The 26,781-nt window shown below is 63.1% G+C and carries 30 protein-coding genes; 16 read left to right on the forward strand and 14 right to left on the reverse strand.

Annotated features, from left to right (window positions below):
- Positions 1 to 55: 55 nt before the first annotated feature.
- A complete protein-coding gene (locus tag ACVIYL_RS39890) occupies positions 56 to 964 on the reverse strand; it encodes a LysR family transcriptional regulator (protein ID WP_456781153.1) in 909 nt (302 codons plus the stop codon).
- Positions 965 to 1,101: 137 nt separating this feature from the next.
- Between ACVIYL_RS39890 and ACVIYL_RS39895 the strand changes: the two genes are divergently transcribed.
- Positions 1,102 to 2,283, forward strand: a complete 1,182-nt coding sequence (locus tag ACVIYL_RS39895; RefSeq protein WP_456781154.1) for a cytochrome P450 — start codon at positions 1,102 to 1,104, stop codon at positions 2,281 to 2,283.
- Positions 2,284 to 2,430: 147 nt separating this feature from the next.
- Here ACVIYL_RS39895 and ACVIYL_RS39900 read toward each other — a convergent pair whose 3' ends face one another.
- Positions 2,431 to 3,603, reverse strand: a complete 1,173-nt coding sequence (locus tag ACVIYL_RS39900) for a M20 aminoacylase family protein (RefSeq protein ID WP_028331680.1) — start codon at positions 3,601 to 3,603, stop codon at positions 2,431 to 2,433.
- A 262-nt stretch (positions 3,604 to 3,865) separates the two neighbouring features.
- Here ACVIYL_RS39900 and ACVIYL_RS39905 point away from each other — a divergent pair, with 262 nt between their 5' ends.
- Positions 3,866 to 4,291 (forward strand): hypothetical protein, encoded by a 426-nt coding sequence (locus tag ACVIYL_RS39905; protein ID WP_057015672.1) that lies wholly within the window; start codon positions 3,866 to 3,868, stop codon positions 4,289 to 4,291.
- 43 nt (positions 4,292 to 4,334) lie between these two features.
- Here ACVIYL_RS39905 and ACVIYL_RS39910 read toward each other — a convergent pair whose 3' ends face one another.
- Positions 4,335 to 4,913: a pyridoxamine 5'-phosphate oxidase family protein gene (locus ACVIYL_RS39910; RefSeq protein WP_456781155.1), complete on the reverse strand. Its 579-nt coding sequence runs from the start codon at positions 4,911 to 4,913 to the stop codon at positions 4,335 to 4,337.
- A gap of 212 nt (positions 4,914 to 5,125) precedes the next feature.
- Complete coding sequence (locus ACVIYL_RS39915) at positions 5,126 to 5,896, reverse strand: IclR family transcriptional regulator domain-containing protein (RefSeq protein ID WP_456781156.1); 771 nt, start codon at positions 5,894 to 5,896, stop codon at positions 5,126 to 5,128.
- Between the two features lie 170 nt (positions 5,897 to 6,066).
- Between ACVIYL_RS39915 and ACVIYL_RS39920 the strand changes: the two genes are divergently transcribed.
- Together ACVIYL_RS39920 and ACVIYL_RS39925 are read left to right on the forward strand one after the other, a co-directional pair.
- On the forward strand, positions 6,067 to 6,558 hold the full coding sequence (locus ACVIYL_RS39920) for a MaoC family dehydratase (RefSeq protein WP_028331684.1): 492 nt from the start codon (positions 6,067 to 6,069) through the stop codon (positions 6,556 to 6,558).
- A gap of 11 nt (positions 6,559 to 6,569) precedes the next feature.
- Positions 6,570 to 7,022, forward strand: coding sequence for a MaoC family dehydratase (locus tag ACVIYL_RS39925; protein ID WP_456781157.1), 453 nt, complete (start codon positions 6,570 to 6,572; stop codon positions 7,020 to 7,022).
- 72 nt (positions 7,023 to 7,094) lie between these two features.
- On the opposite strand, the gene ACVIYL_RS39930 is transcribed toward ACVIYL_RS39925, so the two are convergent.
- A complete protein-coding gene (locus tag ACVIYL_RS39930; RefSeq protein WP_057015126.1) occupies positions 7,095 to 8,258 on the reverse strand; it encodes an IS4 family transposase in 1,164 nt (387 codons plus the stop codon).
- 291 nt (positions 8,259 to 8,549) lie between these two features.
- On the opposite strand from ACVIYL_RS39930, the gene ACVIYL_RS39935 reads away from it, so the two are divergent.
- From ACVIYL_RS39935 to ACVIYL_RS39945, 3 genes are all read left to right on the forward strand, one after another.
- A complete protein-coding gene (locus tag ACVIYL_RS39935; RefSeq protein WP_456781158.1) occupies positions 8,550 to 9,857 on the forward strand; it encodes an MFS transporter in 1,308 nt (435 codons plus the stop codon).
- Between the two features lie 99 nt (positions 9,858 to 9,956).
- Complete coding sequence (locus ACVIYL_RS39940; RefSeq protein ID WP_456781159.1) at positions 9,957 to 11,576, forward strand: GMC family oxidoreductase; 1,620 nt, start codon at positions 9,957 to 9,959, stop codon at positions 11,574 to 11,576.
- 7 nt (positions 11,577 to 11,583) lie between these two features.
- Positions 11,584 to 12,486, forward strand: a complete 903-nt coding sequence (locus ACVIYL_RS39945; RefSeq protein ID WP_456781160.1) for an alpha/beta fold hydrolase — start codon at positions 11,584 to 11,586, stop codon at positions 12,484 to 12,486.
- A gap of 26 nt (positions 12,487 to 12,512) precedes the next feature.
- Here the strand turns inward: ACVIYL_RS39945 and ACVIYL_RS39950 are convergent, their stop codons facing one another.
- The 6 genes from ACVIYL_RS39950 to ACVIYL_RS39975 form a co-directional block, all read right to left on the reverse strand.
- On the reverse strand, positions 12,513 to 13,022 hold the full coding sequence (locus ACVIYL_RS39950; RefSeq protein WP_456781161.1) for a DUF2721 domain-containing protein: 510 nt from the start codon (positions 13,020 to 13,022) through the stop codon (positions 12,513 to 12,515).
- Between the two features lie 133 nt (positions 13,023 to 13,155).
- A complete protein-coding gene (locus ACVIYL_RS39955) occupies positions 13,156 to 14,157 on the reverse strand; it encodes a SphA family protein (protein ID WP_456781162.1) in 1,002 nt (333 codons plus the stop codon).
- A gap of 212 nt (positions 14,158 to 14,369) precedes the next feature.
- Positions 14,370 to 15,803, reverse strand: coding sequence for a DUF1254 domain-containing protein (locus ACVIYL_RS39960; protein ID WP_225163357.1), 1,434 nt, complete (start codon positions 15,801 to 15,803; stop codon positions 14,370 to 14,372).
- A gap of 91 nt (positions 15,804 to 15,894) precedes the next feature.
- Positions 15,895 to 16,236 carry an HdeA/HdeB family chaperone gene (locus ACVIYL_RS39965; protein ID WP_057015680.1) on the reverse strand — a complete coding sequence of 114 codons (342 nt, stop codon included), beginning with the start codon at positions 16,234 to 16,236 and terminating at the stop codon, positions 15,895 to 15,897.
- Positions 16,237 to 16,342: 106 nt separating this feature from the next.
- Positions 16,343 to 17,011: a hypothetical protein gene (locus ACVIYL_RS39970; RefSeq protein ID WP_225163358.1), complete on the reverse strand. Its 669-nt coding sequence runs from the start codon at positions 17,009 to 17,011 to the stop codon at positions 16,343 to 16,345.
- 106 nt (positions 17,012 to 17,117) lie between these two features.
- On the reverse strand, positions 17,118 to 17,504 hold the full coding sequence (locus tag ACVIYL_RS39975; RefSeq protein WP_456781163.1) for a helix-turn-helix domain-containing protein: 387 nt from the start codon (positions 17,502 to 17,504) through the stop codon (positions 17,118 to 17,120).
- Between the two features lie 205 nt (positions 17,505 to 17,709).
- Between ACVIYL_RS39975 and ACVIYL_RS39980 the strand changes: the two genes are divergently transcribed.
- Positions 17,710 to 18,762: a helix-turn-helix domain-containing protein gene (locus ACVIYL_RS39980; RefSeq protein WP_456781164.1), complete on the forward strand. Its 1,053-nt coding sequence runs from the start codon at positions 17,710 to 17,712 to the stop codon at positions 18,760 to 18,762.
- Positions 18,763 to 18,824: 62 nt separating this feature from the next.
- On the forward strand, positions 18,825 to 19,691 hold the full coding sequence (locus ACVIYL_RS39985) for a hypothetical protein (RefSeq protein ID WP_456781942.1): 867 nt from the start codon (positions 18,825 to 18,827) through the stop codon (positions 19,689 to 19,691).
- Positions 19,692 to 19,945: 254 nt separating this feature from the next.
- On the opposite strand, the gene ACVIYL_RS39990 is transcribed toward ACVIYL_RS39985, so the two are convergent.
- The gene (locus ACVIYL_RS39990; protein WP_456781165.1) at positions 19,946 to 20,437 is read right to left on the reverse strand and encodes a hypothetical protein; all 492 of its coding nucleotides are present in this window, start codon (positions 20,435 to 20,437) and stop codon (positions 19,946 to 19,948) included.
- A 14-nt stretch (positions 20,438 to 20,451) separates the two neighbouring features.
- Between ACVIYL_RS39990 and ACVIYL_RS39995 the strand changes: the two genes are divergently transcribed.
- The gene (locus ACVIYL_RS39995; protein WP_076833062.1) at positions 20,452 to 20,898 is read left to right on the forward strand and encodes a hypothetical protein; all 447 of its coding nucleotides are present in this window, start codon (positions 20,452 to 20,454) and stop codon (positions 20,896 to 20,898) included.
- 166 nt (positions 20,899 to 21,064) lie between these two features.
- Complete coding sequence (locus ACVIYL_RS40000) at positions 21,065 to 21,298, forward strand: hypothetical protein (protein ID WP_018270599.1); 234 nt, start codon at positions 21,065 to 21,067, stop codon at positions 21,296 to 21,298.
- Between the two features lie 77 nt (positions 21,299 to 21,375).
- Here the strand turns inward: ACVIYL_RS40000 and cax are convergent, their stop codons facing one another.
- On the reverse strand, positions 21,376 to 22,479 hold the full coding sequence (gene cax, locus ACVIYL_RS40005) for a calcium/proton exchanger (protein WP_456781166.1): 1,104 nt from the start codon (positions 22,477 to 22,479) through the stop codon (positions 21,376 to 21,378).
- 181 nt (positions 22,480 to 22,660) lie between these two features.
- Here cax and ACVIYL_RS40010 point away from each other — a divergent pair, with 181 nt between their 5' ends.
- The gene (locus ACVIYL_RS40010) at positions 22,661 to 23,215 is read left to right on the forward strand and encodes a Spy/CpxP family protein refolding chaperone (protein WP_233475477.1); all 555 of its coding nucleotides are present in this window, start codon (positions 22,661 to 22,663) and stop codon (positions 23,213 to 23,215) included.
- A 98-nt stretch (positions 23,216 to 23,313) separates the two neighbouring features.
- Here ACVIYL_RS40010 and ACVIYL_RS40015 read toward each other — a convergent pair whose 3' ends face one another.
- On the reverse strand, positions 23,314 to 23,721 hold the full coding sequence (locus tag ACVIYL_RS40015; protein WP_253609577.1) for a GFA family protein: 408 nt from the start codon (positions 23,719 to 23,721) through the stop codon (positions 23,314 to 23,316).
- 249 nt (positions 23,722 to 23,970) lie between these two features.
- Between ACVIYL_RS40015 and ACVIYL_RS40020 the strand changes: the two genes are divergently transcribed.
- From ACVIYL_RS40020 to ACVIYL_RS40035, 4 genes are all read left to right on the forward strand, one after another.
- Positions 23,971 to 24,924 (forward strand): metallophosphoesterase family protein, encoded by a 954-nt coding sequence (locus ACVIYL_RS40020; protein WP_456781167.1) that lies wholly within the window; start codon positions 23,971 to 23,973, stop codon positions 24,922 to 24,924.
- Between the two features lie 12 nt (positions 24,925 to 24,936).
- On the forward strand, positions 24,937 to 25,260 hold the full coding sequence (locus ACVIYL_RS40025; RefSeq protein WP_028338682.1) for a cupredoxin domain-containing protein: 324 nt from the start codon (positions 24,937 to 24,939) through the stop codon (positions 25,258 to 25,260).
- 94 nt (positions 25,261 to 25,354) lie between these two features.
- On the forward strand, positions 25,355 to 25,912 hold the full coding sequence (locus ACVIYL_RS40030) for a sigma-70 family RNA polymerase sigma factor (RefSeq protein ID WP_018270594.1): 558 nt from the start codon (positions 25,355 to 25,357) through the stop codon (positions 25,910 to 25,912).
- Positions 25,909 to 26,679 carry an anti-sigma factor family protein gene (locus tag ACVIYL_RS40035; RefSeq protein ID WP_253609580.1) on the forward strand — a complete coding sequence of 257 codons (771 nt, stop codon included), beginning with the start codon at positions 25,909 to 25,911 and terminating at the stop codon, positions 26,677 to 26,679. Before ACVIYL_RS40030 ends, ACVIYL_RS40035 begins: the two co-directional genes overlap by 4 nt.
- The last annotated feature ends 102 nt before the right edge of the window (positions 26,680 to 26,781 follow it).

Raw genomic sequence — 26,781 nt, forward strand, 5'->3', positions numbered from 1 at the left:
AGGCCCGCACTCCGGTGCGGGCCTTTTGCTTTGGACCTGCAGCCCGGCTCCTCGCTCAGGCGGCGCAGGCCTTCGCAACCTCGGCCAGCAGGCCGCGCGCCCATTTGTGCAAGCCGGATTTGGCCGTCCGGGCGCCCCAGTACATGTCGATCGAGATCGGCACGCGGAACGGCAGCGCAGCGACATGCCACCCGCCGCGCATCGCCCGCGCCAGATGATGCGGGATGGTCGCGACGAGCCTGGTGCCGGTGATGATGCGCTCCAGACTGTCGTGGTTCGGAAGGCTGACCACCGGCTCGATCTCGATTTCCCTCACCTTCAGCGCCTCGAGATAGAGCGGCTGCCACTCGCCGCTGTGGGTGATGAAGACATGCTCGGCCCTGGCATAGGCCGACAGCGCGATCCGGCCGCGCGCCAGCGGATTGGCCCGATCCATCACGCAGACATAGTGGTCGGTGAGGATATGGCGCCGGAAGAAGCTCTCGCCGACGATCCCGACCGGACCGAGCACGATGTCGCACTGGTTCTGCTTGAGATGGACGTCGCCGTGGCCCGCGGCATCGAGCAGGACGAGACGGACCCGCGGCGCGCCGGCACGCAGCCGCGCGCTGAATTGCGGGATCAGGGTCTGGCGTTCGTGATAGTTGCAGGAGATCGTCACGCTGCCCTGCGCCGTCGCCGGATCGAACTCCGCCGGTGAGGCAAGCCCGTCGATCTCGCCGATCATCTCTCGCGCCCAGGCGACCAGCGCCACGCACCGTTCGGTCGCCGTCACGCAGTTGCCGCTGCGGACGAACAGTGGGTCATGCAGCGCGCCGCGCAGCCGCTCGATCGCATAGCTGATGGTGGACTGGTTGACGTCGAGCCGCTTGGCCGCCGCGGAGAACGACTGCAGGTCATAGACCAGCACGAGGGTCCGCAGAGTCCCGATGTCGATCGGATCGATCGAGGAATTGGCCACCACGCTGCACCTCCCTGCATTACTGGCGGCCAGCCTAGCACAAGGTCATAGAATATCTCGATGAGCCAGATCGATCCCATCGAATTGAGCGATCGCGCGCCTGGGCTAGCTTTGGCGAAAAAGCGCTTCCGGGAGGACCAATGACCAGCGCCGTGCCTGTCGTCACCGATATCGCGTATCAGGATCTGCTCGACGACCCGTATCCGATCTTCCGCCGCCTGCGCGAGATGGCGCCCGCGGTCTTCGTCGCGCCCGCGAAGCTGACGCTGGTGACGCACTTCGACGACATCACGCGGATCGAGCGCGATCCTGCGACCTACTCGGCCGACAATCCGGCCTCGCTGGTCAACAAGGTGATGGGGCCGACCTTCATGCGCAAGGACGGCGCCGAGCACGCGATCGGCCGCAAGGCGATCGAGCCCTCGTTCCGCCCGGCGACGATCAAGGAGCATTGGGCGCCGCAATTCACCGCGATCGCAGAAAAGCTGATCGATGATTTGTTGGCGACTGAAGAGGCCGATCTGTTCTCCGCCCTTGCCGCGCCGATGGCCTCGCTCAGCCTGATGGCGATGATCGGCTTTCGCGCGATGCCCTGGCAGACCCTCGCCGAGTGGTCGCAGGCGCTGATCGACGGCGCCGGCAACTATGCCGCCGATGCCGAGATCGAGCGTAAGGCGATGCGGGCGAGCGCCGAGGTCGATGCCGCGATCGACGTGGTGCTCGAGGAGCATCGCGGCCAGCCCAATCCCTCGATCCTGTCCTCGATGGTCAATGCCGATCCGCCGATGCCGATCGAGGCCATCCGCGCCAACATCAAGGTGATCATCGGCGGCGGCCTGAACGAGCCGCGCGACGCGATCCTGACGCTCGTGCTCGGCCTCCTGGAAAACCCGGCGCAGAAGAACAGCGTGCTGGCAAAGCCGGAGCTGTGGTCGGCCGCGGTCGAGGAAGCGGTGCGCTGGATCTCGCCGATCGGCATGTATCCGCGCCGCGTCACCCGCGATGTCGATCTTTCCGGCATCACGCTGCCGCAAGACCTTCAGATCGGCCTTTGCGTCGGCGCCGCGAACCGCGACGGCAGCCGCTTCGCCGAGCCGGATCGTTTCGACGTGACGCGGCCCAAGCAATCGCATCTGGCGTTCGGCGCCGGACCGCATTTCTGCGCCGGCACCTGGGTGTCGCGGCTGACCGTCGGCAAGATCGTGGCGCCGATGCTGTTCGCGCGCCTGCGCAATCTGCGCCTCCGCGCGGAGGCTCCGCCGGTCGTGCGCGGCTGGGTGTTCCGCGGTCCGGTGACGCTGCCGGTGCGCTGGGACGCTTGATGACGACGTCCTAAAGACAACCACACTCACCGTCATTGCGAGGAGCGAAGCGACGAAGCAATCCATCTATCACCGAGTTGAGGCATGGATTGCTTCGCTTCGCTCGCAATGACGGTCGAGAAGTAGCCCAGCGACTGACAGCGAGCCTCACGCCGCCAATGCGTTCTCGACGATCTTCACGAAATACGACGTGCCGAAGACGATCGCCTCGTCGTTGAAATTGTAGGCGGGGTGATGCAGGCCGGCGCTGTCGCCATTGCCGCAGAAGATGAAGGCGCCGGGTCGCGCCTCCAGCATGTAGGAAAAATCCTCGGCGCCCATCAGCGGCGGCATCTCGTGCACGTTGGATGCGCCCGCGACCTCGCGCGCGATGCGGCTCGCGAATTCGGTCTGCGCCTCATGGTTGACGGTCACCGGGTAGCCGCGCTCATAGGTCAGATCGATCTTGGCGCCGGTCATCTTGGCAACGCCATCCACCACCTCGCGCACGCGCTTCTCGATGAGATCGCGCACCTCGCGAGTCAGCGTGCGCACGGTGCCGCGCAGCTCCGCGGTCTGCGGGATCACGTTGCGGGCGTTGCCGGCGTGGAATTCGCACATCGAGATCACGGCGGAGTCGAGCGGATCGACGGTGCGCGCGACGATCTGCTGCAAGGCGGTGACGAGCTGCGCGCCGACCAGCACAGAATCGATGCATTTGTGCGGACGCGCGGCATGGCCGCCGAGCCCTTCGATCTTGATGTCGATCGCATCAGTTGCGGCCATGATCGGGCCGGTGCGGATCGCGAACGAGCCGATCGGAATCCCCGGACCGTTGTGCATGCCGTAGACCTGCTCGATGCCGAAGCGATCCATCAGGCCGTCCTTGATCATCGCGGCGGCACCCGCGCCGCCCTCCTCGGCCGGCTGGAAGATCACGACCGCATCGCCGGCGAAATTGCGCGTCTCGGCGAGATAGCGCGCCGCCCCCAGCAGCATCGCGGTGTGGCCGTCATGGCCGCAGGCGTGCATCTTGCCCGGCGTCTTCGAGGCGTAGGGCAAATTGGTCTGTTCGTGAATCGGCAGCGCATCCATGTCGGCGCGCAGGCCGATCACCTTGACGTCGCCCTTCGCCGGCCCCTTCTTGCCCTTGATGACCCCGACCACGCCGGTCTTGCCGAGCCCGGTCGCGACCTCGTCGCAACCGAACTCGCGCAACCGGTCGGCGACGAATGATGCAGTGCGGTGCACATCGTAGAGCAGCTCGGGGTTTTCATGGATGTCGCGGCGCCAGGCCTGGATATCGGGTTGCAGATCGGCGACGCGGTTCACGATGGGCATGAGAATTCTGGCCTCAGAGGTTGGACGTAAGTCATCTCTAGCATGCAAGAGCCGGTCCACCCAAACAGATGTGGCATGCTCGCGGCTGGAGCCTGCATTCGCAATCGGGATGCGGGCCGTCCCTCGCTGGACTTTGCGCAGACCTCAGGTCTGATATCATCGCATCCGACCAAAGCCTAATAGTGCGGCACATATCCCGCACGGATACTACCCCAGGTTTCCCGCACCGAAATCCTCTCGCCTTCCAACACGGAGCGGCTGCATGACGCCGGATCAAGCGGTCCTGTTTTCCACCATCATCCTGCTGGTGCCGATGGGATACTTCCTGCTGGCGGCGCCGGCGTTCCTGCTCGTGAAGCTCGACGTCCCGCCGGTCACACGGCTGCTGCGTGGCATGTTCAATGCCTACTTCCTGGTGCTCACTGTTTCGGGCGTGATCGGCACGCTCGCCTTTGCCACGGCCGGCCGGTTCGCCGTTGCGCTTGGCATCGCCTTGATCGCGGCGTTCGCGGTGCTGGCGCGCCGATGGTTCTTGCGGCGGCTCGATGCTGAGGCGGACGCGCGAGACTCGGGTGATCCCACCGCGGTGCGGCGGCTGCGCCAGCTGCATTGGGGCGGCATGCTGTGCAACGCGGTGCAGGTGTTCGCTCTGGTCGGCAGCATTCCCTACATGGCGCCGCTGCCCTGATCGCGGTTTGCTCGCTCGTCCGGATGCGGTTCCCGGCTGTCCGCTATGCGTCACGTTTCCGATGCGGATCGTACTTCGAAAGCACGTCCTTGAGATAATCCCGGCTTTTCCATTCCGGGGCGGGCGGCTCGTACCCGGGCCGAGGCACGTACAGATTCGCCGGTACGTCCGCTGAGGCGCCCATCAGGTCCGGAACGTAGCGCGGGCAATTTGGAAAGATCTCGCATTTGACGCGCACGACGACCTTCGCGCCGTGATGCACGGCAAGCACTTCGGCGCTGTCGTGGATCGTTGCCTTGCCTCGGATGCGCGTGCGAAACGTCTTGCCGTCGAGCCGTACAAACAACAATCCGACGTTCGGGTTGCGGTGAATATTGCCGAGCGTGCGGTACATGTTGTTGCCGTCGTACTCAGGGAATTCAAGCGTATCAGGCCCGGTGATCTTCACGAAGCCGGGATCGCCGGAACGCATCGAGCAATCGACGTTGTCCTGATAGCTGGTCGCGATGAAAAAGAAGCGCGTCTCCTCGATGAGCTTGCGGTCCTGTTCCCAGAACTCGAAGTGGAGGCGATGCTTCTCGAGGCCGTCGGCGACACGCCGACCGTCGAAGCGGTCCTGCAACTCACGCATTCCGTCGTGATAGAAAGGGGCGCGGACTGGGTCGGCCACGGCAATTCTCCGGCAAGTTGAGCAATCGATCTGCACTTTGACGTGGCCGCGATTTTCCTTGGCAGTTCACCCGGCCAGCAAGGCGAAAGACTATTCATTCGGCATGGGCGTGGAAAGCCATCCAGGTCCGGAGCGGGTGAAAAGGCGTCGATAACGGCCGTCCCCTACCCTGATGTCAGCATCTGGCTGCGGATCTCCTGCGCGGTGCGGCGCAGCGGCAGCAGGAACTTCTTGCGCGCGCCGGCTTCGGTCACCGTTCCCGAGATCGTGTTGACGCTGAGCGCGGCGACCACCGCGCCCGCGGGATCGCGCAACGGCACCGCGATGCCGCAGATCGCCGGATCGAGCTCGCCATCGACCCAGGCATAGCCGTCGCTCTCGACGCGCGCGAGCAACTCGCCGAGACGCTCCGGATCGGTGACCGTGCGCGGCGTGACCTGCTTGAAGCCCCCGGTCGCGAGATAGGCTTCGCGGGTGCCGGGCGGCAGCGCCGCGAGCATGACGCGGCCGAGCGAGACCAGATGCGCGGGCAGCCGGCTGCCGACGCCGAGATTGGCGGAAAGAATCCGTCGCGCCGGCAGCCTTAGCGCATAGACGATCTCATCCTCGTCGAGCACCGCCATCGCGCAGGACTCGCCGATTTCGTTGCGCAGGTTTTCCAGCGCACGCTGCGCATGACCCCAGTATGGCAGCGCGTTGAGATAGGACAGGCCGAGCCCGAGCGCGCGCGGCCGCAGGCTGAAATAGCGTCCGTCGGACGCGCAATATTTCAGCGCGACCAGGGTCGCGAGGATACGCCGCGCGGTGGCGCGGTTGAGGCCGGCAGTATCGGCGGCCTCCGCCAGCGTGTGCCGCCCGGGCGGCTTGCCGAGTGCCTCGATGATCGAGAAGCCGCGCGCAATCGCGCGCACGAAGCCGTCACTCTCTTTGCTCATGGCGGGCGCCCAGCTGGTTCCGTCATCGCGCTCACGACATCGCAGCCCGCATGGCTGCCTGCACATGACGCGGCCCTGCGCGCTTGTCAGGGGCTTCCGACCGCGCTAGCGTCAATTCATACAGCGAATGAATTGTTCGCCTGGCGAGCTCACTAGCAGGAGGATGCACGATGGCGCAAGCAGAAAGTTCTGCGGCCACCCCGTTCGAAACCGATTTCTGGAAAGACGCGAAGCTGCGCAAGGTGTGGGACGACATCGTCCCCGGCGAGCCGCGCAAGACGCTGCCCTACAAGCTCACGCAGGAAGCGATCGCGCTTTACTGCCGCGCAGTCGGCGAGACCAATCCGCTCTATCTTGACGAAGCAGCTGCGAAGGCCGGGCCCTATGGCGGGCTGATCGCGCCGCCCGCGATCCATATCCTGCTGATGTTCGCCTGCACGCCGGCCGACGACTGGATGCGCTCACCGGGCACCGTCAATGCCGGACAGTCGTGGAGCTACAACATCCCGGCCCGCCCCGGCGACACCATCACCCTGCAGGCTCGCGCACTCGACAAGTTCATCAAGCGCGAGCGGCTGTTCGTGGTGCACGACAACGTCTTCTTCAACCAGCATGGCGACGTGATCTGCTCGGGTCGCGGCCAGACCATCCGTCCGATGTAAGGAGGATCACCATGACCCCGGCGAATTTCGAATCTCTCAAGGCCGGCGACACCATCGACGGCCCGGCATTCGCGGTTTCGCGCGAATCGATCCGCCTGTTCTGCGATGCGTCGCTCGACTACAACCCGCTGCATCTCGACGACAACTACATGAAGGGCGATTTCGGCAAGACCAATTTCGGCGGCATCATCATGCACGGCATGAACAATTTCGGCCTGATCTCGCGCATGTTGACCGACTGGGCGCTTCCGGCCGGCGCGATCCATCGCAGGCTCGAAATGCGCTGGCTGAAGCCGGTGAAGCCCGGCGACACCATCCGCCCGGCCGGCACCATCAAAGCCAAGCAAACGACCGCGAAGTCACGCTGGGTGCTGGTCGACGTCGCCGTACAGAACCAGCGCGGCGAGACGGTCGCGGCCGGCGAAGCGATGCTGGAGTTTCCGCCGAACGCGAAGGCGGGCTAGCCGCGCGCACTCGATCGGAGCAACGGGCTCGACTTACCCCGCCCCGCCTGCGGCAGGGGTGTCCGGGGAAATTCAGGCATAGCGGAGCTCCATCTGGTCAGGTGAGATGGTTGATTTCCGACGGCTGGGGTTGATGGGCGGAGGTTTGTCGATGGCAGCGAGGGATCGACGCGTGAGCAGGAGCTGGCCGACGAGTTCGGCGAACCTGAGCGGGAGCATTTTGATGCAGTTGGTGTGAGCGGCGATGCGCAGCAGCAGGTAGGCAATCATCGCAGCGAGCACCTGAAGGCGGATCGCGTTGTCGTTGGCGCCGAGGAACTTGCGAATATCGAGATGCTGCTTGATCCAGCGGAACAGCAGCTCGATTTGCCATCGGCTCTTGTAGAGGGCGGCGATCTCGACGGCGCTACGGGCAAGGTCGTTGGTCAGGAGTGTGATCTTGCCGCCTTTCTCGCGTCTGATCTTGATGCGGCGGAGCGGGATTGGAAGGCGCGAATCGCCCTTGCTGGTGAGCTTCACCTCGTCATCGGCAAGGATTTCGAAGCCATCCCCGTTACGCTTGCGGATGGCGCGATGCCTGAGCGAGCGAAGACGGATGCTCGTCTTCGCCCGGGTAACGAAGAAAGCCTTGCTATCATTGATCTTCTGCCACCAGTCGAAACGGCAATAGCCCTTGTCAAACACATAGGTGGTGGCGGGCTGGATTGGGGTCTGTCGGCCGATCTCGATGTCATTGACGTTCGCGGCCGTCATCTCGACGCAGGTCGGGACATCGCTCCTTGGGTCGTAGACGACATGCAGCTTCATGCCGCGGATGCGGCCGTTCCACGTCGCCCAACTGCAGACCTTGCCGAGCGGGATCGGACTGGCGTCGATCAGACGCACCATCTCCATGCCTTCACTCCGCAGCTGGCGACGCGCCATCGCCGACAGCGCCGCAAAGGTTTGCGCGAAAATGCCGATCGGACGGCGGGCATTGGCATCGGACAACGTCGAGCGCGACAGCTTGCCGGTTCCCAAGTGATAGTGATGCTGCGAATTGGCGTTGAAGCCAGTCACCACCCCGCGCAGACTGCTGTTGCCGCTAAGCTGGGCATAGATCAGCGCCACCAGATGATCCCAGCTCCTGAACGACTTGTCGTAGGCATCCCCGTCCAGACGATCCACAACCGTCTGAAACTGCCGTCGATTGATCGGTTCAAGCAGCCTTCCAAAAATGCTACCGCGATATCGCATGCTCGGCCCTCTGTGTCTCGACAACCAGAAAAGACCGATTTGCCTCGGTCCTGCCGAGCATGCACCGCGACACAGTGAATCATTCCCCGGACACCCCTGCGCCTGCGGGGAGAGGTCGGAATGCATCGCTGGATGCATTCCGGGTGAGGGGGAGCCTCCGCGAGGGTTGCTGTCACCGTCTATGGGAGACGGCCCCTCACCCCAACCCTCTCCCCGTAAGAACGGGGCGAGGGAGCCTACCGCCGTCGCGGCACCAACAAACAATCAAATAATCATTTCGAGGAGACTTTCATGCAGGATGCGGCCCATTCGCGGCTCTATGGACGGATCGCCTGGCGCCTGATCCCGTTCCTGCTGGCGTGCTACACGGTTGCGATTATCGACCGCTTCAACATCGGCTTTGCCAAGCTGCAGTTCCTGCACGATCTGCAGATCGACGACGCGGTGTTCGGGCTTGCCGCCGGCATCTTCTCGGTCGGCTATGTCGCGCTCGAAGTGCCGAGCAATCTCCTGCTGGTCAAGGTCGGTGTCCGCAAGACGCTGCTGCGGATCATGGTACTGTGGGGCGCAGTCACCGTGCTGCTCGCGCTGGTGCAGAACCAGTATCACCTCTATCTGCTACGCTTCCTGCTAGGCGCCGCCGAGGGCGGCTTCTTCCCCGGCATCCTGTATTATCTGACGCTGTGGTTCCCGGATCGCGTGCGCGGCCGCATGACGAGCCTGTTCGTGATGGCGGTGCCGCTCGGCGGCGTCATCGCGGGTCCCTTGTCGGGCCTGATCATGGATCACATGCAGGGCGTCCATGGCCTGCATGGCTGGCAGTGGCTGTTCATCCTCGAAGGCGGCCCGGCCGTGCTGCTCGGCATCGCCGCCTATTTCTACCTCGCCGACGGACCGCAGGTCGCGAGCTGGCTGAGCGCCGACGAGCGGCGGCAGGTCGCAAGCGACCTCGCCCGCGACCGCGCCGCTGTTCCCGGCACCACGCGGAGCTTCGCGGCGGCGCTGCGCGAGCCGCGCGTCTATCTGCTCTCCTTCATCTACTTCGCGTTCTTCTGCTCGCTCAACACCATCCTGTTGTGGACGCCGACGCTGCTGAAACGCGTCGGCGTGGCGACCACCACCGAGATCGGCTGGCTGAGCGGCGCGATCTCGGTTGCATCCGCGATCGGCATGGTGGCGATCGGCTACAGTTCCGACCGCACACGGGAACGGCGCTGGCACGTGGTCTGCTGCGGCCTCGTCGCGGCGGCCTGCTTCATCGCCTTGCAAGCCGCGCAAGACAGCGTGCTCCTGACCGTGACGCTGCTCGCCGTCGCCTCGATCGGCATCTTCGCGATCCTGTCGCTGTTCTGGACGATTCCGAACGCGATGCTGGAGGGCAGCGCCGCGGCCGGCGGCATCGCGCTGATCTCAGCGATCGGCTCGTTCGGCGGCGCGGTCTGCCCTGCCCTGATTGGCTGGATGACTGCCGCAACCGGGAGCATCTACGCACCGCTCGCCCTCGTCGGCGCCATGCTCGGCATCGGCATGCTGACGCTGATCGTCTGTGTTCCCCGCGCGAGACATGAGGTCACCCTGGCCGAACCGAGCCGCCCCTGATCATCCAGCGCACGCCCGGCATCCACTGCCGGGCTTGTGTCGGCCCGCTGCGTCTGACTAATAAGAACCCAACAAAAGACGCTTGCCGGGAACGAGGACATGCCGCGAAGGCTCGAGGGTGATTTCGACTACATTATCGTCGGCGCAGGCACGGCCGGCTGCATCATGGCCAACCGCCTGTCGGCCGATCCGAAGAAGCGCGTGCTGCTGCTGGAAGCCGGCGGCAAGGACAACTGGATCTGGTTTCATATCCCGGTCGGCTATCTATTCGCGATCGGCAATCCGCGATCGGACTGGATGTTCAAGACCGAGGCCGAGCCCGGCCTCAACGGCCGCGCGCTCGCCTACCCGCGCGGCAAGGTGATAGGCGGCTCCTCCGCCATCAACGCCATGATCTCGATGCGTGGCCAGGCCGAGGATTACGACCACTGGCGGCAGCTCGGCCTCACCGGCTGGAGCTACAGCGACGTGCTGCCGGCGTTCAAGCGGCTCGAGGATCACTTCCTCGGCGAAAGCGAGCATCATGGTGTCGGCGGCGGCTGGCGCATCGAGGCGCCGCGGCTGTCCTGGCAGATCCTCGATGCGGTCGGCGATGCCGCCGAGGAGATGGGCATCAAGCGCATCCCGGATTTCAACACCGGCGACAACGAGGGCACCAGCTACTTCCACGTCAACCAGAAGCGTGGCCGGCGCTGGTCGTCGGCGCGCGGCTTCCTCAAGCCGGTGCTCAACCGCAGCAATCTCAGGCTCGAGACCGACGTGCTGGTTGACCGCCTGGTCATCGAGAGCGGCCGCGCCGCCGGCGTGCTGTTCCGCCAGGGCAATGAGACCGTGGAGGCGCGCGCCAGGGGTGAAGTGATCCTTTGCGCCGGCTCGATCGGAACCACGCAGGTGCTGCAGCGCTCCGGCATCGGTCCGTCCGAATGGCTGTCGCCGCTCGGCATCGACATCGTGCTCGACGTGCAGGGCATCGGCCATAATCTGCAGGACCATCTGCAGCAGCGCGCGATCTACAAGGTCTCCGGCGTGCGTACGCTGAACGAAACTTACTACAATCTCGTGCGCCGCGGCCTGATGGGCCTCGACTACGCATTCCGCCGCCGTGGTCCCCTGACCATGGCGCCGTCGCAGCTCGGCATCTTCACGCGCTCGGACGCGACGCGCTCGCGCGCCAATATCCAGTTCCACGTGCAGCCGCTGTCGCTCGACAAGTTCGGCGATCCGCTGCACCGTTTCCCCGCGATCACGGTGAGCGCCTGTAATCTGCAGCCGAGCTCGCGCGGCACCGTGCGCATCAAATCGTCCGTTCCCGACGACAAGCCGTCGATCGCGCCGAATTATCTGTCGACCGACGACGACCGCCAGGTCGCGGCCGACGCAATCCGCACCACGCGCAGGCTGATGAAGCAGAAGGCGCTGGAGAAATATCATCCCGAGGAATTCCTGCCCGGCCCCTCGGTCGGCGACGACGATGCTTCGCTCGCCAAGGCTGCCGGCGACATCGGCACCACGATCTTCCACCCCGTCGGCACCGCGAAGATGGGAACGGCCAATGATCCGATGGCCGTGGTCGACGAGCGGCTGCGCTTCTACGGCCTGCACGGCCTGCGTATCGCGGATGCCTCCGTGATGCCGACCATCACCTCGGGCAACACCAATACGCCGACGGCGATGATCGCCGAGAAGGCGGCGGCGATGATCCTGCAGGATGCGCGATAGAGCGACGATGAACGCCCCGAAGCGCTTCCTGGTTGGCGATGCCGGTGCACAGGTTGCGGTGGCGCAATGGGGCGAGCCGGCCGCGGACAAGCCGCCGACGCTGCTGCTGCACGGTACAGGCTTTGTCGCGGAGGTGTGGACCGAAGTCGCAGAGGCGCTGGCGGCCGATTACACGGTCTACGCGCTCGACCGCCGCGGCCATGGCTTGAGCCACAAGCCGCCGGCCGATCGCTATCACTTCCAGGATTTTGCCGAAGACGTCCGCATGGTGGTGGAGCGCCTCGACCTCCATGACATCTACGGCATCGGTCACAGTGCCGGCGCAACCGACCTGCTGCTCACAGCCAGACTGATGCCCGGTCGCTTCGCGCGCCTGCATGTCACGGAGCCGACCGCGATGGATCCGCGCGCGCCGCGCGCCGGAGGCCTCAGCGACATCGCGAACGGCTCGGTGCAGGGCGTGCTGCGCCGCCGGGCCGAGTTCGACAGCGCCGACGATCTGTTCCAGCGGCTGCGCGCCGCGCCGGCCTTCGCACCATGGACCGAACGGTCGCTGTGGGCCTATGTCCATCACGGCTTTGCGCGGCTCGACGACGGCCGCATGCGGCTGCTTTGTACGCCGGAAATCGAGTCGGCCCTGCTCGGGCCGATCTTCCAGGCCATGGAGCAAATCTACACCGGCGACGCCCGCGGTAATCCGTTCCCCTGGTTCTCCGACATTGCCTGCCCGGTCTGCATCGCGACCACCGAGCAGTCATGGCCGATCTACAAGGAAATGGCCGACCGCGCCGCGGCGCTGATCCCGCATGCGAGCCGCTGGACCTTCGACGGCGTCGGCCATTGCGTCGCGCAGGAAGCGCCGGAGCTGCTGGTGGCAGCGCTCGCGACATTTGCCGCGCGTGCGCGTTAAGGCGTGCACGTATCAATGCGTTGCGTCTAGCCGTAGTGATCGAACTCGCTCAGGGCAATTCGGACCTCTCGCGCGAAATCGACCAACGACACGATGAAAGCCACAACGGCAACAATGAAGAGAATGGCAACGCCCCGCTCGTGCTGGATGTGAAGGAACGCACTCACAAAGCCGACGACGATGACAACGCTGATCGAAATGCTTCCCATGATGGACCAGAAGATCGCGCGATTGATCATGGTGGCGCGCCGAGCAAGACGCGGCAGGTCTGCCTTGAGCCGGCATCTCGCCTGATCCTGATCCGAAATTTGGTTCAGGTAAATCGATCTGTCGATGATCCGGTTCAGGCGGGAAATCAGCAGCGCGATAAAGGCCGCCAATGCGCCAAGCAGAAATGCGGGCGCAGCCGCTTGAGAAATCACTTGAGAGAGCTGACTGACCGACGGCGTATCCGGTAACATCGACTCCACTTTCGGGTTAACGCGGCCGAAATCAACCGGCCGAGCATTGGCAACTTGGGCCCTGCGGCCTGACAATCACGACGCCCGCGTATCGAACCGGCGTCGGCGAAAATTGCCGGGCGGCGTCCGAACGGCGGGCGTCGCCACCGGCACGGTTGCGGCCTATAGTGGCGTGATCTCGGCACAATCGAAGGCGCCAGCAGCGCTGCTATTTTGTCACGACCCGTCGGGTCGGCGTCACGGTGCTGGTCTGCGCCATCGGAGAGATCGAGAACGTCAACCAGGTATTCCAGCCGGCCGGGCGATTCTCTGCTGCAAATTCTCCATACCCTTTGAGATTCAGATAACCCTGCATGTCGCCTACGGGAAACAGGAAGCCGATCTGCGGACCAACGCCAAGCACGCGGGACCGGAAGCCTCCCAGGACAGGGTGCTGGCCGAAATCGTCGGTGACCTGCTGATAGGCATATCCAACCAGGCCAACGAAAACCTGCTTTGACAGGAATTGGGAGGCGCCCCAATCCAGATGGAAGTCGACCCCGCTCTGGTACTGGGTATCCGGATTCTTGAAATTGTAGGTGAAGCCCGCGACCGCGGAAAATTCGTGGCCCGCCTGCTGGTTGAAGTAGGTGTAGCCGCCGCCGGCATCGATGGCCGCGTGACCGATGCCGAGATTGGCAAGGCTGCTCGGGCTGTATGCTCCGACCGGGATGTCTCCCGTTACATAGCTCATGAAATTGTGCACCCCGGCGTTCCACTTCAGCGTCGCCTGCGGGTAGAGGTCGCCGACCGATGTGATCGAATCGCCGAAGCTGCCGGTGCGGGTTGTCGCCAGCGGACCGACGGCCGCCGTCAGCGTCCCCGCAAGATCCGCGCTCGACCGTCCGAACAGCCCGGTCACGCCGATGGCAAGTTGGCCACCCAGCACCGGCGTTGCGAACGTATAAGTGGGATTGAGAAGGATGAGATCCGCCTGCGCGTTGAGATGCAGGTTTAGGTTGACGTTAGCCGCGGCGGGGATTCTGCCGACCTGGATCTCCCTGGCGGCCGCAGCATTGCCGAATGCACTTACGCTGGTGTGATAGTAGACCTCCGCCATCGACCAGCCAGGGACCTGCGGGGTCGCAGCGAGGCTGCCGAAGCGGCCGGGAAGCCAATATGAGACGCCGCTTTCGTCGGCACGCGCGGATTCAGACGAAACTGACGCCATGACCAGTATCATGGCGATGCCGACATCCCTGAGTGTCTTGCCTCGCCCGTTTGGTCGCCGCCTCATCGAAAGACCGCGAAGCCGCATGTCACGCCCCCTTTGGTGCGGTGCGGAACGACCTGTACGGCTCGCTCAGGCGCACGATTCGCCTCCGCAAATCGTAGCACATTGATTCATGCCGGCCCGGTTGGAGCCGGCATGAATCCAGTTTCTCAGGCCCCGATCTTCTTGGCGGCCGGAATCGTCCAAGTGCCGTTGATGATCGAGGGGTCGGTTTCCTGCGGCCAATACATCCGCAGCATGAGTATGAAATCTCCCTCGGGCGCAGGAAGCCAGTTCGATTCCTTGTCTTTGCCGGGCGAGTCTTTCTGAATATAGAGATCGGTCGAGCCGTCCGGATTTTCCTTCAGATTTTCCCGCGCACTGATCGAATATCGGTTGAGCGGATTGTTCACGAAGAAGTAGCTGCTGTCGTACATCGTGAGCGACCAGAATCCCTCGACCGGAGGCAAGTGGCCTTTGGGAAACCGCATAACGTACTTGTTCGCACCATTGTACTTGCGGTCATCCGCATCCTTTTGCGAGGTCGGATAGACCGCATCCTGCGGGCGGTTGGCGCCGAGTCCGATCGCGGTTACTAGGGCCCGCATCAGGTAGTCCGTCCCGTAGATGCCGGTTTTCGTCGTGAACGCAAAGCCATTCTCATCCGTGATGGCCTTGTTGACCTTGAACTGAAGCATGATCCTGTCGAATGACACCTCGGGGACACGCTTCAGGAAGTCCGCCTTCAGCTTGGTCTCGTCAAAGTCCCGCCCGGGTACGATGCCGATGCGGGCAAATTTGGCGAGCTGGGCCGCGTCTGCCGCGTTCGGCGGGTTGCTTTTCATGAGCTCGCATAGCAGCTTGAAATACGACACCGCGTCCATGCGATTGACCTGTTCGCGGACGGCCGTCTTCATGTCGATCGAAGGATCGACCTTTCCTGGAGGCGGTGTGTACGGCTTACCGTAAGCACTGAGCGGAACGAGCTTGCACTCATCCTGCAGCTTGTGGACGGCGGCGTAGTCCTCCGGCGTTCCGGTGCAATAGATGCGGCCGAGCAGCCACACGATATTGGTGGGCGATTTGTACTCCTTCACGCCGTCCGGCAGCGTGCCCTTCCAGCCGGGCCCGGTGATGGCATAGGTTTGGGCACCGGTGCCGGTGGTGCGCTTCCCCGGCACCTGGAACACCGTCGTCCAGCCATCAAGCATGGGCATCAGGAAATAGCGCCCCTTCATGTCCGGGATGCTGAGGACCCACGGCTCTTTGCCGACGTCGAAGAAGGACGTGGTGTAGAGCGTGTCCGCGTTGGGCGCAGTGACGTCACGGAACGACGCGTCCGGATATTGACGCAGCTTGATGATATGGCCCATCGGCCCCCGCGTGCCCACGGGCTCCGCGACGTTGGTGATGATCCTCCGCGTCATCTCCATCGTCACCAACGGATAGCCGAATATGTAGGCGTCGCTCGCGAGCCAGAAGTCCTCCAAGCCCTGACCGACACCCGCGAAAGCTCCCTCCTCGGCGACGGCTGGTCGACCTATCGCCGCTCCGGTGAGCAGACCCATTCCGCCGAGCGCAAGATTGCGACGCGTGATCTCCATTGTTCTCTCCTTTGCAAATCGAATGGTCTTCAAACAATCGTCAGGCTGCTCCGACTGTCGGCCTGCCGTAAAAGGTGTCCGATCCCGCGGGTCAGGGCTGCATCCTGATCCCGAGCGCCGCTCTCATATCCTTGAAGACCGCCGCGATCGCCTCGATGATGAGTTGATCAGGATGAGCCTTGCAATGTTGAATCACTTCGTGCTCGGCCTCGCGGGACTTCTTGATGTCGAGGTAGTGCTTGCGCGCAAGCCCGTTGTACCAACCGCTGTACCAGGCAGTGAGAAGATCGGCGTCTCCCTGCCATGTTCCGGCGAGTTGCGCGCAGGTCAGCTTCTGAACGTCCAGATAGCCTTCGGCGTTGGCGTAGGCGCTGAGGTCTGTCTGCGCGTGCGCCGACTGAATGCCGGCGACGATCAGCGATGCTGCGATCATAGCGGTTCGTCTCATGATGCTCTCCTGTGAGCTCGCGTGCCCGGCTTAGATCGCGGCCGATCTTCCACCTGTCGGCCCAGCGGCTTCGACGCGACGGTCGCGTTGCTCAGTAACAAGGCGGATAAGGATAGTATCCGCATCGGGGGGCGTAGTACGGATAGGCTGCCGCAGCTCCAAGTGCGGCCGCACCCGCGACTGCAGCGCCGCGGTAGTAAGCACCTCGCCAGGCGGTGCGGCGGGCAACGCCGGCAAAAGACAGCGGCGTGAATGGACGACCGATGATGTCGATAAAGATCGACGCCGGTCCATCAGCCCCCGCAAGGTCGCCTTCGAGCATATCGACATCGAAAGTCAGCCTGTCGCCTTCGAGCTTGGGCGATTTCAAGACGACGACGGCGTCCGCTACCGATGATCCGTCTTTCCTGAACCCGGACACCGTGGCGTTTGGAGGGTCCTTTGCGAAATTGTCACTGCCATTGCCCCAATCCTCGACAATGCGCGATGTGAGATCATGACCGGCTGCCCTCACGGGCCGATCGGCGAACACGATCGCATTCGGTGAAACCCCCGTCAGCACAAGCTTCCCGTCCTTCAAGCTCGCACCGCGCGAGTTGAGGACGAAGAGCGATGGCACGACTTCCGGCTTTGCCTGACCTATCGACTTCTCGAGCGGTACGTGCGGTTTGTTCTCGGGTGCAGTTTGGGAAAGCACCTTATGGGGAGCGGCAATCAATCCGGCGACGCAAAATACCAACAGAGCTGAGCGAAGGGTCATGTTTGTTATTCCTTTGGGGAGCGCAATCTCGGCAATCAGCTTCGCTAAGCATTTCGCGCCAATTCAAATCGCGCGTCTTGCCATTTCGCGCCAATGATCGGAATTGTCATGGCCCAGCGGCGTGGGATCTCTTGCGATGGCCCGCTTGGCCCTGCCGATCGGCAAGTTGCCGCTGCCTGTAAACGATAGGTTGGATTTTCATCAAACGCACGAACCTGCGGCTGAAGCTGCTGGCGTTGCTGTAGCCGACGAATTTCGCGATTTCCGACAGCCGCTTGCTTGAGTCTGCGAGCAAGCAGCATGCGATGTTCAAGCGAACTTCCGCAAGCATTTCGCTGTGGCTGGTGCCCAGGCGACCAAGGTGTCGCTGCAACGTGCGCGAGCTGATCTTGAGGGCGTGAGCGGTGCTATCAAGAGTTGCGTCACCGTGTCGCAGCGACGCGACAATGACTGCGCGGACCGCCTGGGCTGAAGGCAATCGGACAGCTCTCATCGGTTGGTTTGAGGCGTGAAGCCCGTGCTCCTGCAAGAGAAACGACGCTTCAAGATAAAGCAGCTTCGTCCACCGATCTGGCCATCAGCCGCCAAAACTTTCGCCAATCGGAATTCGTCGCAGCAGGTTTCGCGATAAAGACAACGCAAGACGAGTTCCGGCCTGCTAAGCTGCGATCGCGGCAAAACTTCTTGGGTAGGTAGTAATGACCGTCATTCCATTGACCCGTTGTCAATTTCTGATCCCGTTCGCTGAGCTCCATTCTGAAATAGGCGGCCCGACGGCAGCACTTCTCGCCAGATTTCAACTCCCGACGTCCTTTGAAGAAAAAGCGGATCATTACGTGCCTTTGCTGCCGGCGGTTCGGTTCGCGACGGCCGCTCAGCAAAAGCAGGGCCTATCGGAAATTGCCTTTCGCGCAGCCCAACGACTCTCGTTCGAACATTTGAGCGAAGCCATGCGGGCGCGGGTGCGCCATGCGCCAACGCTTCTGGTTGCCCTGCAGCAAATATGCCGGTGGGCGCCGTGCGAAGATACGATCCTCCAACTATGGCTCGAGCCAAGCGGCGAGAGTTTGAAGATTTGCAGCAAGCTTATTGGAACGGAGGGCATTTCCCATCTTGAGATATCCCAGTGGCTTCAGAACATATTCGTCCTGCACATCGTCCGTCAGTTCGCCGGGATCAGTTGGTCTCCGAGAGTGATTGCGTTTGAAGCACTCTACACGCCGAGCCCGGAGGTCCAGTCGCATTGGCCGAACACGCGCTTCATGTCGGGTCAAAAGGCGTCATGGATCGAAGTGCCGGTAGAACTCCTCAGTCTTGCAAATCCCGCAAGCGACGTTCGGCCGACGCCCGCCGATCACGAGCCGCAGTCATTCGGAAAGGACGTCGTCAGCGCACTGAAGCTAAGCTTGCCCTCCTACCTTGATCAAGGAGGCCTCACGATCATGCAGGCCGCCGAGATGATGGGCGTGAGCACCAGGAGTCTGCAGCGGAGGCTTTCGCTCGCTGGTCTGACATATTCGGGTCTGCTTGAGCAGGCTCGCTTCAACAATGCGGCCAAGCTTCTGGGCCGCACAGAAATCAAGATCATCGACGTTGCATTCTCGTCGGGCTATGCCGACCCTGCCCACTTCACGCGGGCTTTCCGCCGGATTTCCGGCTGCACCCCACGGGAGTTTCGGCAGAGGTCGAGGAACGGACAAGCCACGATCGATCGGCCTGCCTCCCGATCCAATGGCAATCGCCGCGCCTAGGGAAGGTTCTCGCCTTGAACGCGCCGCCACGTAACAACGCGGGGCTCCTGGCTCCCGGATCGATCTTGAGCGCGGCATTGTGCGCGTTGCTCATCGCCGTCCCGGTTGCGCAGGCCTTTGCCGCAAACGATGATGGCCTTGCCAATGCTTCGGTGCCGACGATCTATCTCGACCTCAGGACGATCTACGCACAGGTTCCGGCAGGATCGCTCGCGTTCGGCTTTGGCCATCCGACGCTGTTCAATACGCAGACGCTTGCGACATCAGGCGGCGCGGCATCTCCGGTCGGCCTGCCAGCAGCGAAATCCCTCAATATGGATTTTCCGCTGACGGTCGATGTCACCGAGAGCGCCTCGCTCTATGCCGGCGTCTCCGGCAGTTCGACGAGCTTTGGAAGCTCCGGCTTTTCGTCCCTTCAAATCACAAGCTGGAACATCGGCTTCCAGGCCGACCTTTACGAGCAGAACGGTGGAACCTTTCCTACCGTGACGCTGCAGTCGACTATCACAAAGTCGATTCCCGATGGTCCACTGAGCACAACCTCCTTCAACCACATTCTCGAATTTGACTATGCGCTCGATTCCGATGAGACCAGAGGCTTCCTCAGCGGTTTCCAATACACGCGAACCGACGTCGACGGTGCGCTGGGAAGGATCAACCCCAACACGATTGCCTATGTCGGCGGCTACTATCAATGGCCGAACAATTGGAAATCTACCGGCCGCGTGGGCGTGCAATCCTTCGAGGGCGCGCAGCTTCTGAACCTCGCATCGATTCAGCCCTTTGCGCAACCGATCGTGCGGTTCGATCTCGACCGCGTGGACGATAATGACAACCGACTGTTTGGCGTCACAGCCGAAATCATGTGGGTGCCGAAACCGGCCTATCAACTGACGTTCAGAACGCCTCTGTATGCCGTCAAGAACTAGCCGGCGCCCCGGCCGCCCGAGCAAGCAAGCACCGAGACCATCCGACGAGGGCGCGAGCGACCCGCCCCCGACCGTGCTCCTACGACAGGTAGTTCTGCTCCGGTCACTTTGACTGCGTCCTCTGCGGCCATCACCGGGTCGGCCATCGGCGCGCCGGGATGCTGCGCCAATCGGTGCAGTGACACGGCCAAACAGTCATGGCGTCAGCCGTTACCTCAGAAACCGAAGCGCGCTCGCGGCAACCAATCGTCCGGCTATTGTTGATCGTCGAACAGCTTCGCCGAGGAGACCGGCGCGCGCACCGGCTGGATCGTCAGCCGATAGGCGATCAGGTTGGTGCCATCGAAGGCCTCGAGCAAGTAGTCGCAAACGGGACAGCGATACTCACCTTTGGTGCCAGGTTCGGACCATAGCTCCAACCGCCGGAAACCTGCGCCACAGCACGCGCACGTCACATCCGCTTTGCGCACGTTGATCCTCTTGGCTGCGTTCCGCAGGACGTAAAAACACCAGGTGAACTCGGCAATGAAACGATGGCTGTCGCCTGACTGAGGCGAAAAGCAAATGCCGTGGAACTCACGTTCGCATTCCAGGCAAGATGCTTCGGCAGCAAAGTACAGATTGTGCCTGGGGTTGATGACAGCTGCCTGACCCTTTTGGAATGCGCGCCCTGCTGCATTCCGTTGATCTACGTCAATCTCGCGAGGCGAAATTGTCGCAGTGTCGCCGTTCGCAAATTGTCCCATAGGGAGGACACGCCATGCTTCGTTGCATCCTCGCCGCTCTGGCGGCTCTGGTTCTCGTCGCTGTCTGCCTGATTCCTGATGACGCCTATGCCCGTCGCGGAGGAGGCGGCGGCTTCCGCGGCGGCGGAGGCGGCTTTCACGGCGGCGGGATGCGTGGCGGTGGCATGCATGTAGGCGGCGGAAGAGTTCACGGTGGAGGATATCGCGTTGCCGGCCGTCCAGGTGGCCGACCGATTGCAGGGCGTCCGGGCTATCCCGGTCGACCGATTGCAGGGCGCCCTGGCCGCCCGGTCGCCGGCTATCCCGGCTACGGCAGAGGCTACTATCGGCCGGGCTGGGGTTATGGTGCTGCCGCCGTCGGCGCTGCAGCCGCAGCCGGCGCGTATGGCGCCTATGGCTACTACGGCAACCAAAGCTGCTACTACAATGAATACGGGCAAATGGTCTGCCCGCAGTATTGATCCGGCTGAGCTGCAATGGATGGACATGCGGTTGCACCGCACCGGCTCGCTGTCGAGCTTCGGTCAGGCATCGGCATGTCCATTTTGAATGGATCGATCGCAAAGAGACGCCATGATCGCTATCGTGGCGGTCCCTTGAATTTTGCTTTTCCAAGGAGACGGCTCGATGGAGTACGACGCCTTCACCGACGCGAGCCTTAAGATGATGTACGAGGCTGTTCGCGGCGCGCTCGAAGCCGACGATGAGTTCGAGGCAAACGGTGAAGAGCCAAAATTCCGGGTCCGGTCGACGGCCGAATGGAAGCGGCATGCCAGCAATCTTGAGGCCGAGATTCTGAAACGGGGGCTCCAGATCGACATCATCGACTGGACGCGCGGTCAGAGCGAGCTACCGCTGTAAAGCCATCAGGCATCCGCGTGAACACGACGAGGAACACGCGCCCTCGTCCGGATCGGTGCCGGCAAGCTCGCCGTTGGTCAAACCGGGCCGTGCGATCCAGGTGGCACCATGTACAGGGTCATGGCGAAAATCACGTAGATGAGCACGAGCAAGGCGCCGATAAACCATGCCGACCGCCCGCTGTTGGTGATGAAGCAGGATGTCACGGAAGCGATCATGACCATCGTTACGGCACCCGGCCAGAACTGCAAATCCATCGGCTTCGGACCGACGACGTAGCTCAGAAGCACCAGCGCCGGCGCGACAAACAGCGCGATTTGCGAAGCGCTGCCGAGCGCGATGCTGACGCTCATATCGAGACGGTTCTTGCGCGCCGCGGAAAACGCGACCGCCATTTCTGCCGCGGCGCCGACCAGCGCGACGATGATGAAACCGACGAACGCCGGGCTCAATCCCAGCGTCGCGCCCGCCTTTTGCACCGAGCTGACGAATATTTCGCTGACCAGTGCAACCAGCACCGTGACGACGAGAAGGGTGCCTAACGCAAGTCCGATCGGCCAGCCGGCACCGCCGGCTTCGCTGTGCTCCTCGCTTGCGAACAGCTCCTTGTGTGTCTTGAGCGAGAACAGCAAGCCGAGCCCATAGGCACATATCAGCAGCACTGCGAGGCCCGTACTGAGAGCCAGCGCCATGGCCTCGCCGCGCGCCGGATCGAGGTCGGCGACAGCCGAGGGCGCAAGCAGCGCAATCGTCGCCATCAGCAGCAGCGCTGCATACATCCTCCCGCCGGCCCGGTTATATTCCTGAACGTGATGGCGGAGCCCCCCGAGCAGGAACGATGCGCCGAGCATGAAGAGTGAATTGGTGACGATGGCACCAGCGATCGATGCCTTCACCAGCATGTATTCGCCGGCATGCAGCGCAGCGATCGCGATAATCAGCTCGGTCAGATTGCCCAGGGTTGCGTTGAGCAAGCCTCCGATTGCGTCGCCCGTTTTCTCCGCGACGCTTTCCGTCGCGTGGCTGAGAAGGGCAGCCAACGGCACGATGGCCAGCACGGCGAGCACAAACAGTGCTGTGTGGGCGGACGGAGCTGCCGTCTCGACCACCAGCACAATCGGCACGAAGACAAGCATCCAGAATAATGGATTGTGACGAATTTCCTTGAGCAGAAGGTGCATGGGACCGCCCGGTCGGTGGGAGTTGGACAGCAATTTCTGAACACCATGGACCGCCCGCGCTTGATCTAGCTCAACCCGCAAACAGCCGACGTCGCTCGGTATTTTGCGAACGGTCAGAAGAGCGTTCCTGCCTCCGGCTCCCTGCCCCTTTGACCTAGATCAACCGGCAGCCGATCCGGCTATGTTTTCCTTCTCGGGACGTCCAAGAAAAGCAGCTCAGGAGTTTGCAATGACGAGGAACGCAGCCGCCGCAGCGATTGCACTTTTGATGACAACCTCGTCTCTCGCCATCGCAGCAGAGACATCCCCGACTGTCGGCGTTGCGCCACCCAGCGCCGCCGACCTGAAGAGCCTGACCGACATGCGCGTCGGCATCGTCAAGGCCGCCTTGCAGCTGACTCCGGATCAGGAGAAGTACTGGCCGGCCATCGAGGATGCGATCCGCACCAGAGCGAAAAATCGGCAGGCTCGGTTGGAGCGCATTGCCGAATTGCACGAAAACGGACCGATGGACGGAATGCATGAAGGCAATCCGGTCGAATTCATGCAGCGCAGGGCGGATCGGCTGATTCAGCGCGGGACCGACCTCAAGAAGCTCGCCGATGCCTGGGAGCCGCTCTACAAGACATTGAGCGATGATCAGAAGAGAAGGATGGCGTTCGTGTCGTTCGCTGTCATGCGTAGCGTGCGAAATGCGATCGAGCAGCGCGGCGGTCCGGAAGACGAGGACGAGTAAAGCCAAACGGGCGCAGGCGTCTACGTTGCGGGGCGATTCCATGTCGCGGCGCGCATCGCCGCTTCGCCAGAGGCAGCGCCGCGTTCATCAACCGGCGGTCATTCCGGCGGCGGAAAGCGATCGAAGGTCGGCAGCTCGTGTGCATCCTCCATCCAGCGCAGCCGCTCCGCGACCTGGATATGCATCGTGGCCGGCACCGCGTCGGGATCGTCATAGGTGCCGCTCTGGATGTCGATGAACCCGGGCAGCATGTTGCCGTTGGTATAGAAAAGTCCGCTACCGCAGTTCGCGCAGAAGTGCCGCCGGCCGTGCTCCGAGGATCGGTAGATCCTGGGCTGCCCCTTGGTCACCTTGACCATGTCCTCGGCCACCATGACCCAGCCAACCATCGGCGCGCCAGCGTGGCGCCGGCAATCGGTGCAGTGACACAAAGCATGGACGACCGGTTCGCCGGTCACCTCGTAACGGATCTCGCCGCAGTGACAGCCGCCGGTGACGTCAGCCATGTTTTCCTCCGCTCGATCAGTGGTTTGCCGGGTCGATAACGCCGCAAGCAGCAACGCTTCAATTGCGCATCTTGCCCTTGCGTCGAGCTGTCGCGCGGTCCCCTGCGCCCACCGATCATGCAGACCGGCGTCGTACCTCACGAAATCGTCATCCCTGCCCTCGGCCCCGCCAAAGCGTCGGGAATAAAGCCCCGGCCCCGCCGATCATCTCCCCGGAAACCCAATCCCTGGGCCCACGGGAGACTTGCCATGAGCGGACACGATCACGACCATCGCGATGAGGAAAAAGGCGTTAGCCGACGCAAGGTGCTGGAATGCATGACCTGGGCCGGCACCGGCGTGCTGTGGACCGTCACCGGCGGCGTGCCGCATTCGCTCGGCATCATCGGATCGGCCGCGGCTGCGGAAGCTGCGCCCGGCATGACCTTCATGCAGATCAGCGACAGCCATGTCGGCTTCGACAAGCCGGCCAACCCGAACGCCATCGGCACGCTGGAAGAGGCCATCAACAAGGTCCGGGCGATGCCGGTCAAGCCGTCCTTCATGATCCACACCGGCGACATCACGCATCTGTCGAAGGCGTCCGAATTCGATGACGCCGATCGCATCATCTCGCAGGCCAAGCTCGACGTGCACTACGTGCCGGGCGAGCACGACTTCATCGACGAGGAGGTCAAGCTCTACAAGGAGCGCTACGGCCGCGGCACCAAGGGTCCGGGCTACTATTCGTTCGATGCCGGCGGCGTGCATTTCATCGGCCTCGTCAACGTCGTCGACCTCAAGGGCGGCGGCCTCGGCAATCTCGGCAACGAGCAGCTCGAATGGCTGGAGAACGACCTCAAGGGCCGCTCGAAGTCGACGCCGATCGTGCTGTTCGCCCACATCCCGCTGTGGACGGTCTATCCGCAATGGGGCTGGGGCACCGAGGACGGCGCCCGCGCGCTGGAATACGTCAAGGGCTTCGGCTCGGTCACGGTGCTCAACGGCCACATCCACCAGGTAATGCAGAAGGTCGAGGGCAACGTCACCTTCCACACCGCGCGTTCGACCGCCTTCCCGCAGCCGGCGCCGGGCTCCGCCCCCTCGCCCGGCCCGATGAAGGTGGAGGATGCCAAGCTGCGCAGCATGCTCGGCGTCGCCAGCATCAACTTCAAGCAGAACAGCCAGCCGCTGGCGATCATCGACACGCCGCTGCAAGGCTGAGGGACAAGACCGATGAGTTCGATCAATCGACGCGACTTCGGGATCGCCGTGGTCGCGACCATGCTGCTGCCGGTCACGGCGGCCCGCGCCGAAGATACCGCGGTTCACATCGACAACTTCTCGTTCACCCCGCCCCAGCTTGACGTGAAGGTCGGCACGACCGTGACCTGGACCAACCGCGACGACATCCCGCACACCGTGGTGTGCGCGGGCAAATTCCGCTCCAAGACCATGGATACCGACGGCACCTTCTCCTTCACCTTCACGGAGCCCGGCGAGTACAAGTATTTTTGCTCGCTGCATCCGCACATGACAGGCAGTGTCAAGGTTGGGTAACGTGACAACCCATACAATCACAACCATGCCCGGCCGGTGGCCCTCCGCCCCCGGCCGGGCACGAGCCGTCTCTCGACATGCCGGGCAGGACACGATGGTTGTCAACGCGTCGCAAGACGATCCCGAAAAGGCGCGGCGCTTCCGCGAGGCCGCGCTGCCGTACCTTGACGACGCCTATACGCTGGCCCGCTATCTGCTGCGCGATGCCGCTGACGCCGAGGATGCGGTGCAGGAATGCTATCTGCGCGCCTACAAGCATTTCGACAGCTACCGCGGACCTGCGATGAAGCCGTGGCTGTTCGCGATCCTGCGCAATGTCTGCCGTGCCGAATATGCAAGGCGCAAGACCGCCCCGACCGCGGTCGAGGAGTTGCCCGAAGGCGGCGAGCAGACCCCGCTGTGGAATGAAGCCCCGGAGACCCCGGAAAAGCAGCTGCTGCGCCGCTTCGACGGCGAAACCGTGCGCAAGCTGGTCGCGGCGCTTGCCGAGCCGTTCCGCGAGACCTTCGTGCTCAGGGAAATCCAGAATCTTTCATACCGCGAGATCGCCGATGTCGCCGCCGTGCCGGTCGGCACCGTGATGTCGCGCCTCGCGCGCGCCCGCGCCATGCTGCGATCGGCCTGGCTTGCGGAACAGGAGCAAGCGAAATGACCTGCGAGGAAGCCGAAGTGCTGATCCACGCGCTGATCGACGGCGAACTCGACGCCGGCCATGCGCGCGAAGTGGAAGCCCATGTCGAGGGATGCGCGCATTGTGCCGCGCTCATGAAGGAGTATCAGGAGATCCGCCAGGCGATCGCCGAGAGCGATTTGCGCTACAAGGCGCCGCTCGAGCTGCGTCGCAGGATCGAGAAGTCGCTGCCGCAACCACAAGTGCAGGCGGCGCCGAGCCGGCGCTCGGTGCTGCGCGGCTTCGCGCTGGGCTCCGCGGTGTCGGCCATGGCAGCGACCGGCCTTGTCGCGATCGTGCTGCGCAACGATGACGAGCAGCGCATCGAGAACGAGGTGGTGTCGGCGCATCTGCGTTCGCTGCAGGCCGGCCACCTCACCGACGTGATCTCGACGGATCAGCACACGGTCAAGCCCTGGTTCAACGGCAAGCTCGACGTCTCGCCGCCGGTGATCGATCTCACCGCGCAGGGCTTCACGCTGATCGGCGGCCGGCTCGACTACGTCAACGCCCGCGAGATCGGCGCCGTGGTCTACAAGCGGCGCCAGCACGTCATCAACCTGTTCGTGGCGCAGACCGCGAACACCGAACGCAAGGCGGCGAAGATCTCGACACTGCAGGGCTTCAATATCCGCCGCTGGAGCGACCGCGGCCTGAACTACTGGGCGGTCAGTGATCTCGGCGCCGACGAGCTGAGCGAGTTCGGCGACAAGTTCGAGGGCGCGATGCGCGCCAACAAGGAGGGGTGAAATCTTGTAGCCCGGATGCAGCGCAGCGCAATCCGGGAACGGTCTTGCCAGTTGTGAGAATCCCGGATTTCGCTTCGCTTCATCCGGGCTACATCGTGAGGC

The organism is Bradyrhizobium sp. USDA 3315 (assembly GCF_054056795.1).

Coding starts and splice junctions, on each gene's coding strand:
- ACVIYL_RS39895 (WP_456781154.1), top strand. CDS start 1,102: ATGACCAGCGCCGTGCCTGTCGTCACCGATATCGCGTATCAGGATCTG.
- ACVIYL_RS39900 (WP_028331680.1), bottom strand. CDS start 3,603: ATGCCCATCGTGAACCGCGTCGCCGATCTGCAACCCGATATCCAGGCC.
- ACVIYL_RS39905 (WP_057015672.1), top strand. CDS start 3,866: ATGACGCCGGATCAAGCGGTCCTGTTTTCCACCATCATCCTGCTGGTG.
- ACVIYL_RS39915 (WP_456781156.1), bottom strand. CDS start 5,896: ATGAGCAAAGAGAGTGACGGCTTCGTGCGCGCGATTGCGCGCGGCTTC.
- ACVIYL_RS39920 (WP_028331684.1), top strand. CDS start 6,067: ATGGCGCAAGCAGAAAGTTCTGCGGCCACCCCGTTCGAAACCGATTTC.
- ACVIYL_RS39925 (WP_456781157.1), top strand. CDS start 6,570: ATGACCCCGGCGAATTTCGAATCTCTCAAGGCCGGCGACACCATCGAC.
- ACVIYL_RS39930 (WP_057015126.1), bottom strand. CDS start 8,258: ATGCGATATCGCGGTAGCATTTTTGGAAGGCTGCTTGAACCGATCAAT.
- ACVIYL_RS39935 (WP_456781158.1), top strand. CDS start 8,550: ATGCAGGATGCGGCCCATTCGCGGCTCTATGGACGGATCGCCTGGCGC.
- ACVIYL_RS39940 (WP_456781159.1), top strand. CDS start 9,957: ATGCCGCGAAGGCTCGAGGGTGATTTCGACTACATTATCGTCGGCGCA.
- ACVIYL_RS39945 (WP_456781160.1), top strand. CDS start 11,584: ATGAACGCCCCGAAGCGCTTCCTGGTTGGCGATGCCGGTGCACAGGTT.
- ACVIYL_RS39955 (WP_456781162.1), bottom strand. CDS start 14,157: ATGGCGTCAGTTTCGTCTGAATCCGCGCGTGCCGACGAAAGCGGCGTC.
- ACVIYL_RS39960 (WP_225163357.1), bottom strand. CDS start 15,803: ATGGAGATCACGCGTCGCAATCTTGCGCTCGGCGGAATGGGTCTGCTC.
- ACVIYL_RS39965 (WP_057015680.1), bottom strand. CDS start 16,236: ATGATCGCAGCATCGCTGATCGTCGCCGGCATTCAGTCGGCGCACGCG.
- ACVIYL_RS39970 (WP_225163358.1), bottom strand. CDS start 17,011: ATGACCCTTCGCTCAGCTCTGTTGGTATTTTGCGTCGCCGGATTGATT.
- ACVIYL_RS39975 (WP_456781163.1), bottom strand. CDS start 17,504: ATGAGAGCTGTCCGATTGCCTTCAGCCCAGGCGGTCCGCGCAGTCATT.
- ACVIYL_RS39980 (WP_456781164.1), top strand. CDS start 17,710: ATGACCGTCATTCCATTGACCCGTTGTCAATTTCTGATCCCGTTCGCT.
- ACVIYL_RS39990 (WP_456781165.1), bottom strand. CDS start 20,437: ATGGGACAATTTGCGAACGGCGACACTGCGACAATTTCGCCTCGCGAG.
- ACVIYL_RS39995 (WP_076833062.1), top strand. CDS start 20,452: ATGCTTCGTTGCATCCTCGCCGCTCTGGCGGCTCTGGTTCTCGTCGCT.
- ACVIYL_RS40000 (WP_018270599.1), top strand. CDS start 21,065: ATGGAGTACGACGCCTTCACCGACGCGAGCCTTAAGATGATGTACGAG.
- cax (WP_456781166.1), bottom strand. CDS start 22,479: ATGCACCTTCTGCTCAAGGAAATTCGTCACAATCCATTATTCTGGATG.
- ACVIYL_RS40010 (WP_233475477.1), top strand. CDS start 22,661: ATGTTTTCCTTCTCGGGACGTCCAAGAAAAGCAGCTCAGGAGTTTGCA.
- ACVIYL_RS40015 (WP_253609577.1), bottom strand. CDS start 23,721: ATGGCTGACGTCACCGGCGGCTGTCACTGCGGCGAGATCCGTTACGAG.
- ACVIYL_RS40020 (WP_456781167.1), top strand. CDS start 23,971: ATGAGCGGACACGATCACGACCATCGCGATGAGGAAAAAGGCGTTAGC.
- ACVIYL_RS40025 (WP_028338682.1), top strand. CDS start 24,937: ATGAGTTCGATCAATCGACGCGACTTCGGGATCGCCGTGGTCGCGACC.
- ACVIYL_RS40030 (WP_018270594.1), top strand. CDS start 25,355: ATGGTTGTCAACGCGTCGCAAGACGATCCCGAAAAGGCGCGGCGCTTC.
- ACVIYL_RS40035 (WP_253609580.1), top strand. CDS start 25,909: ATGACCTGCGAGGAAGCCGAAGTGCTGATCCACGCGCTGATCGACGGC.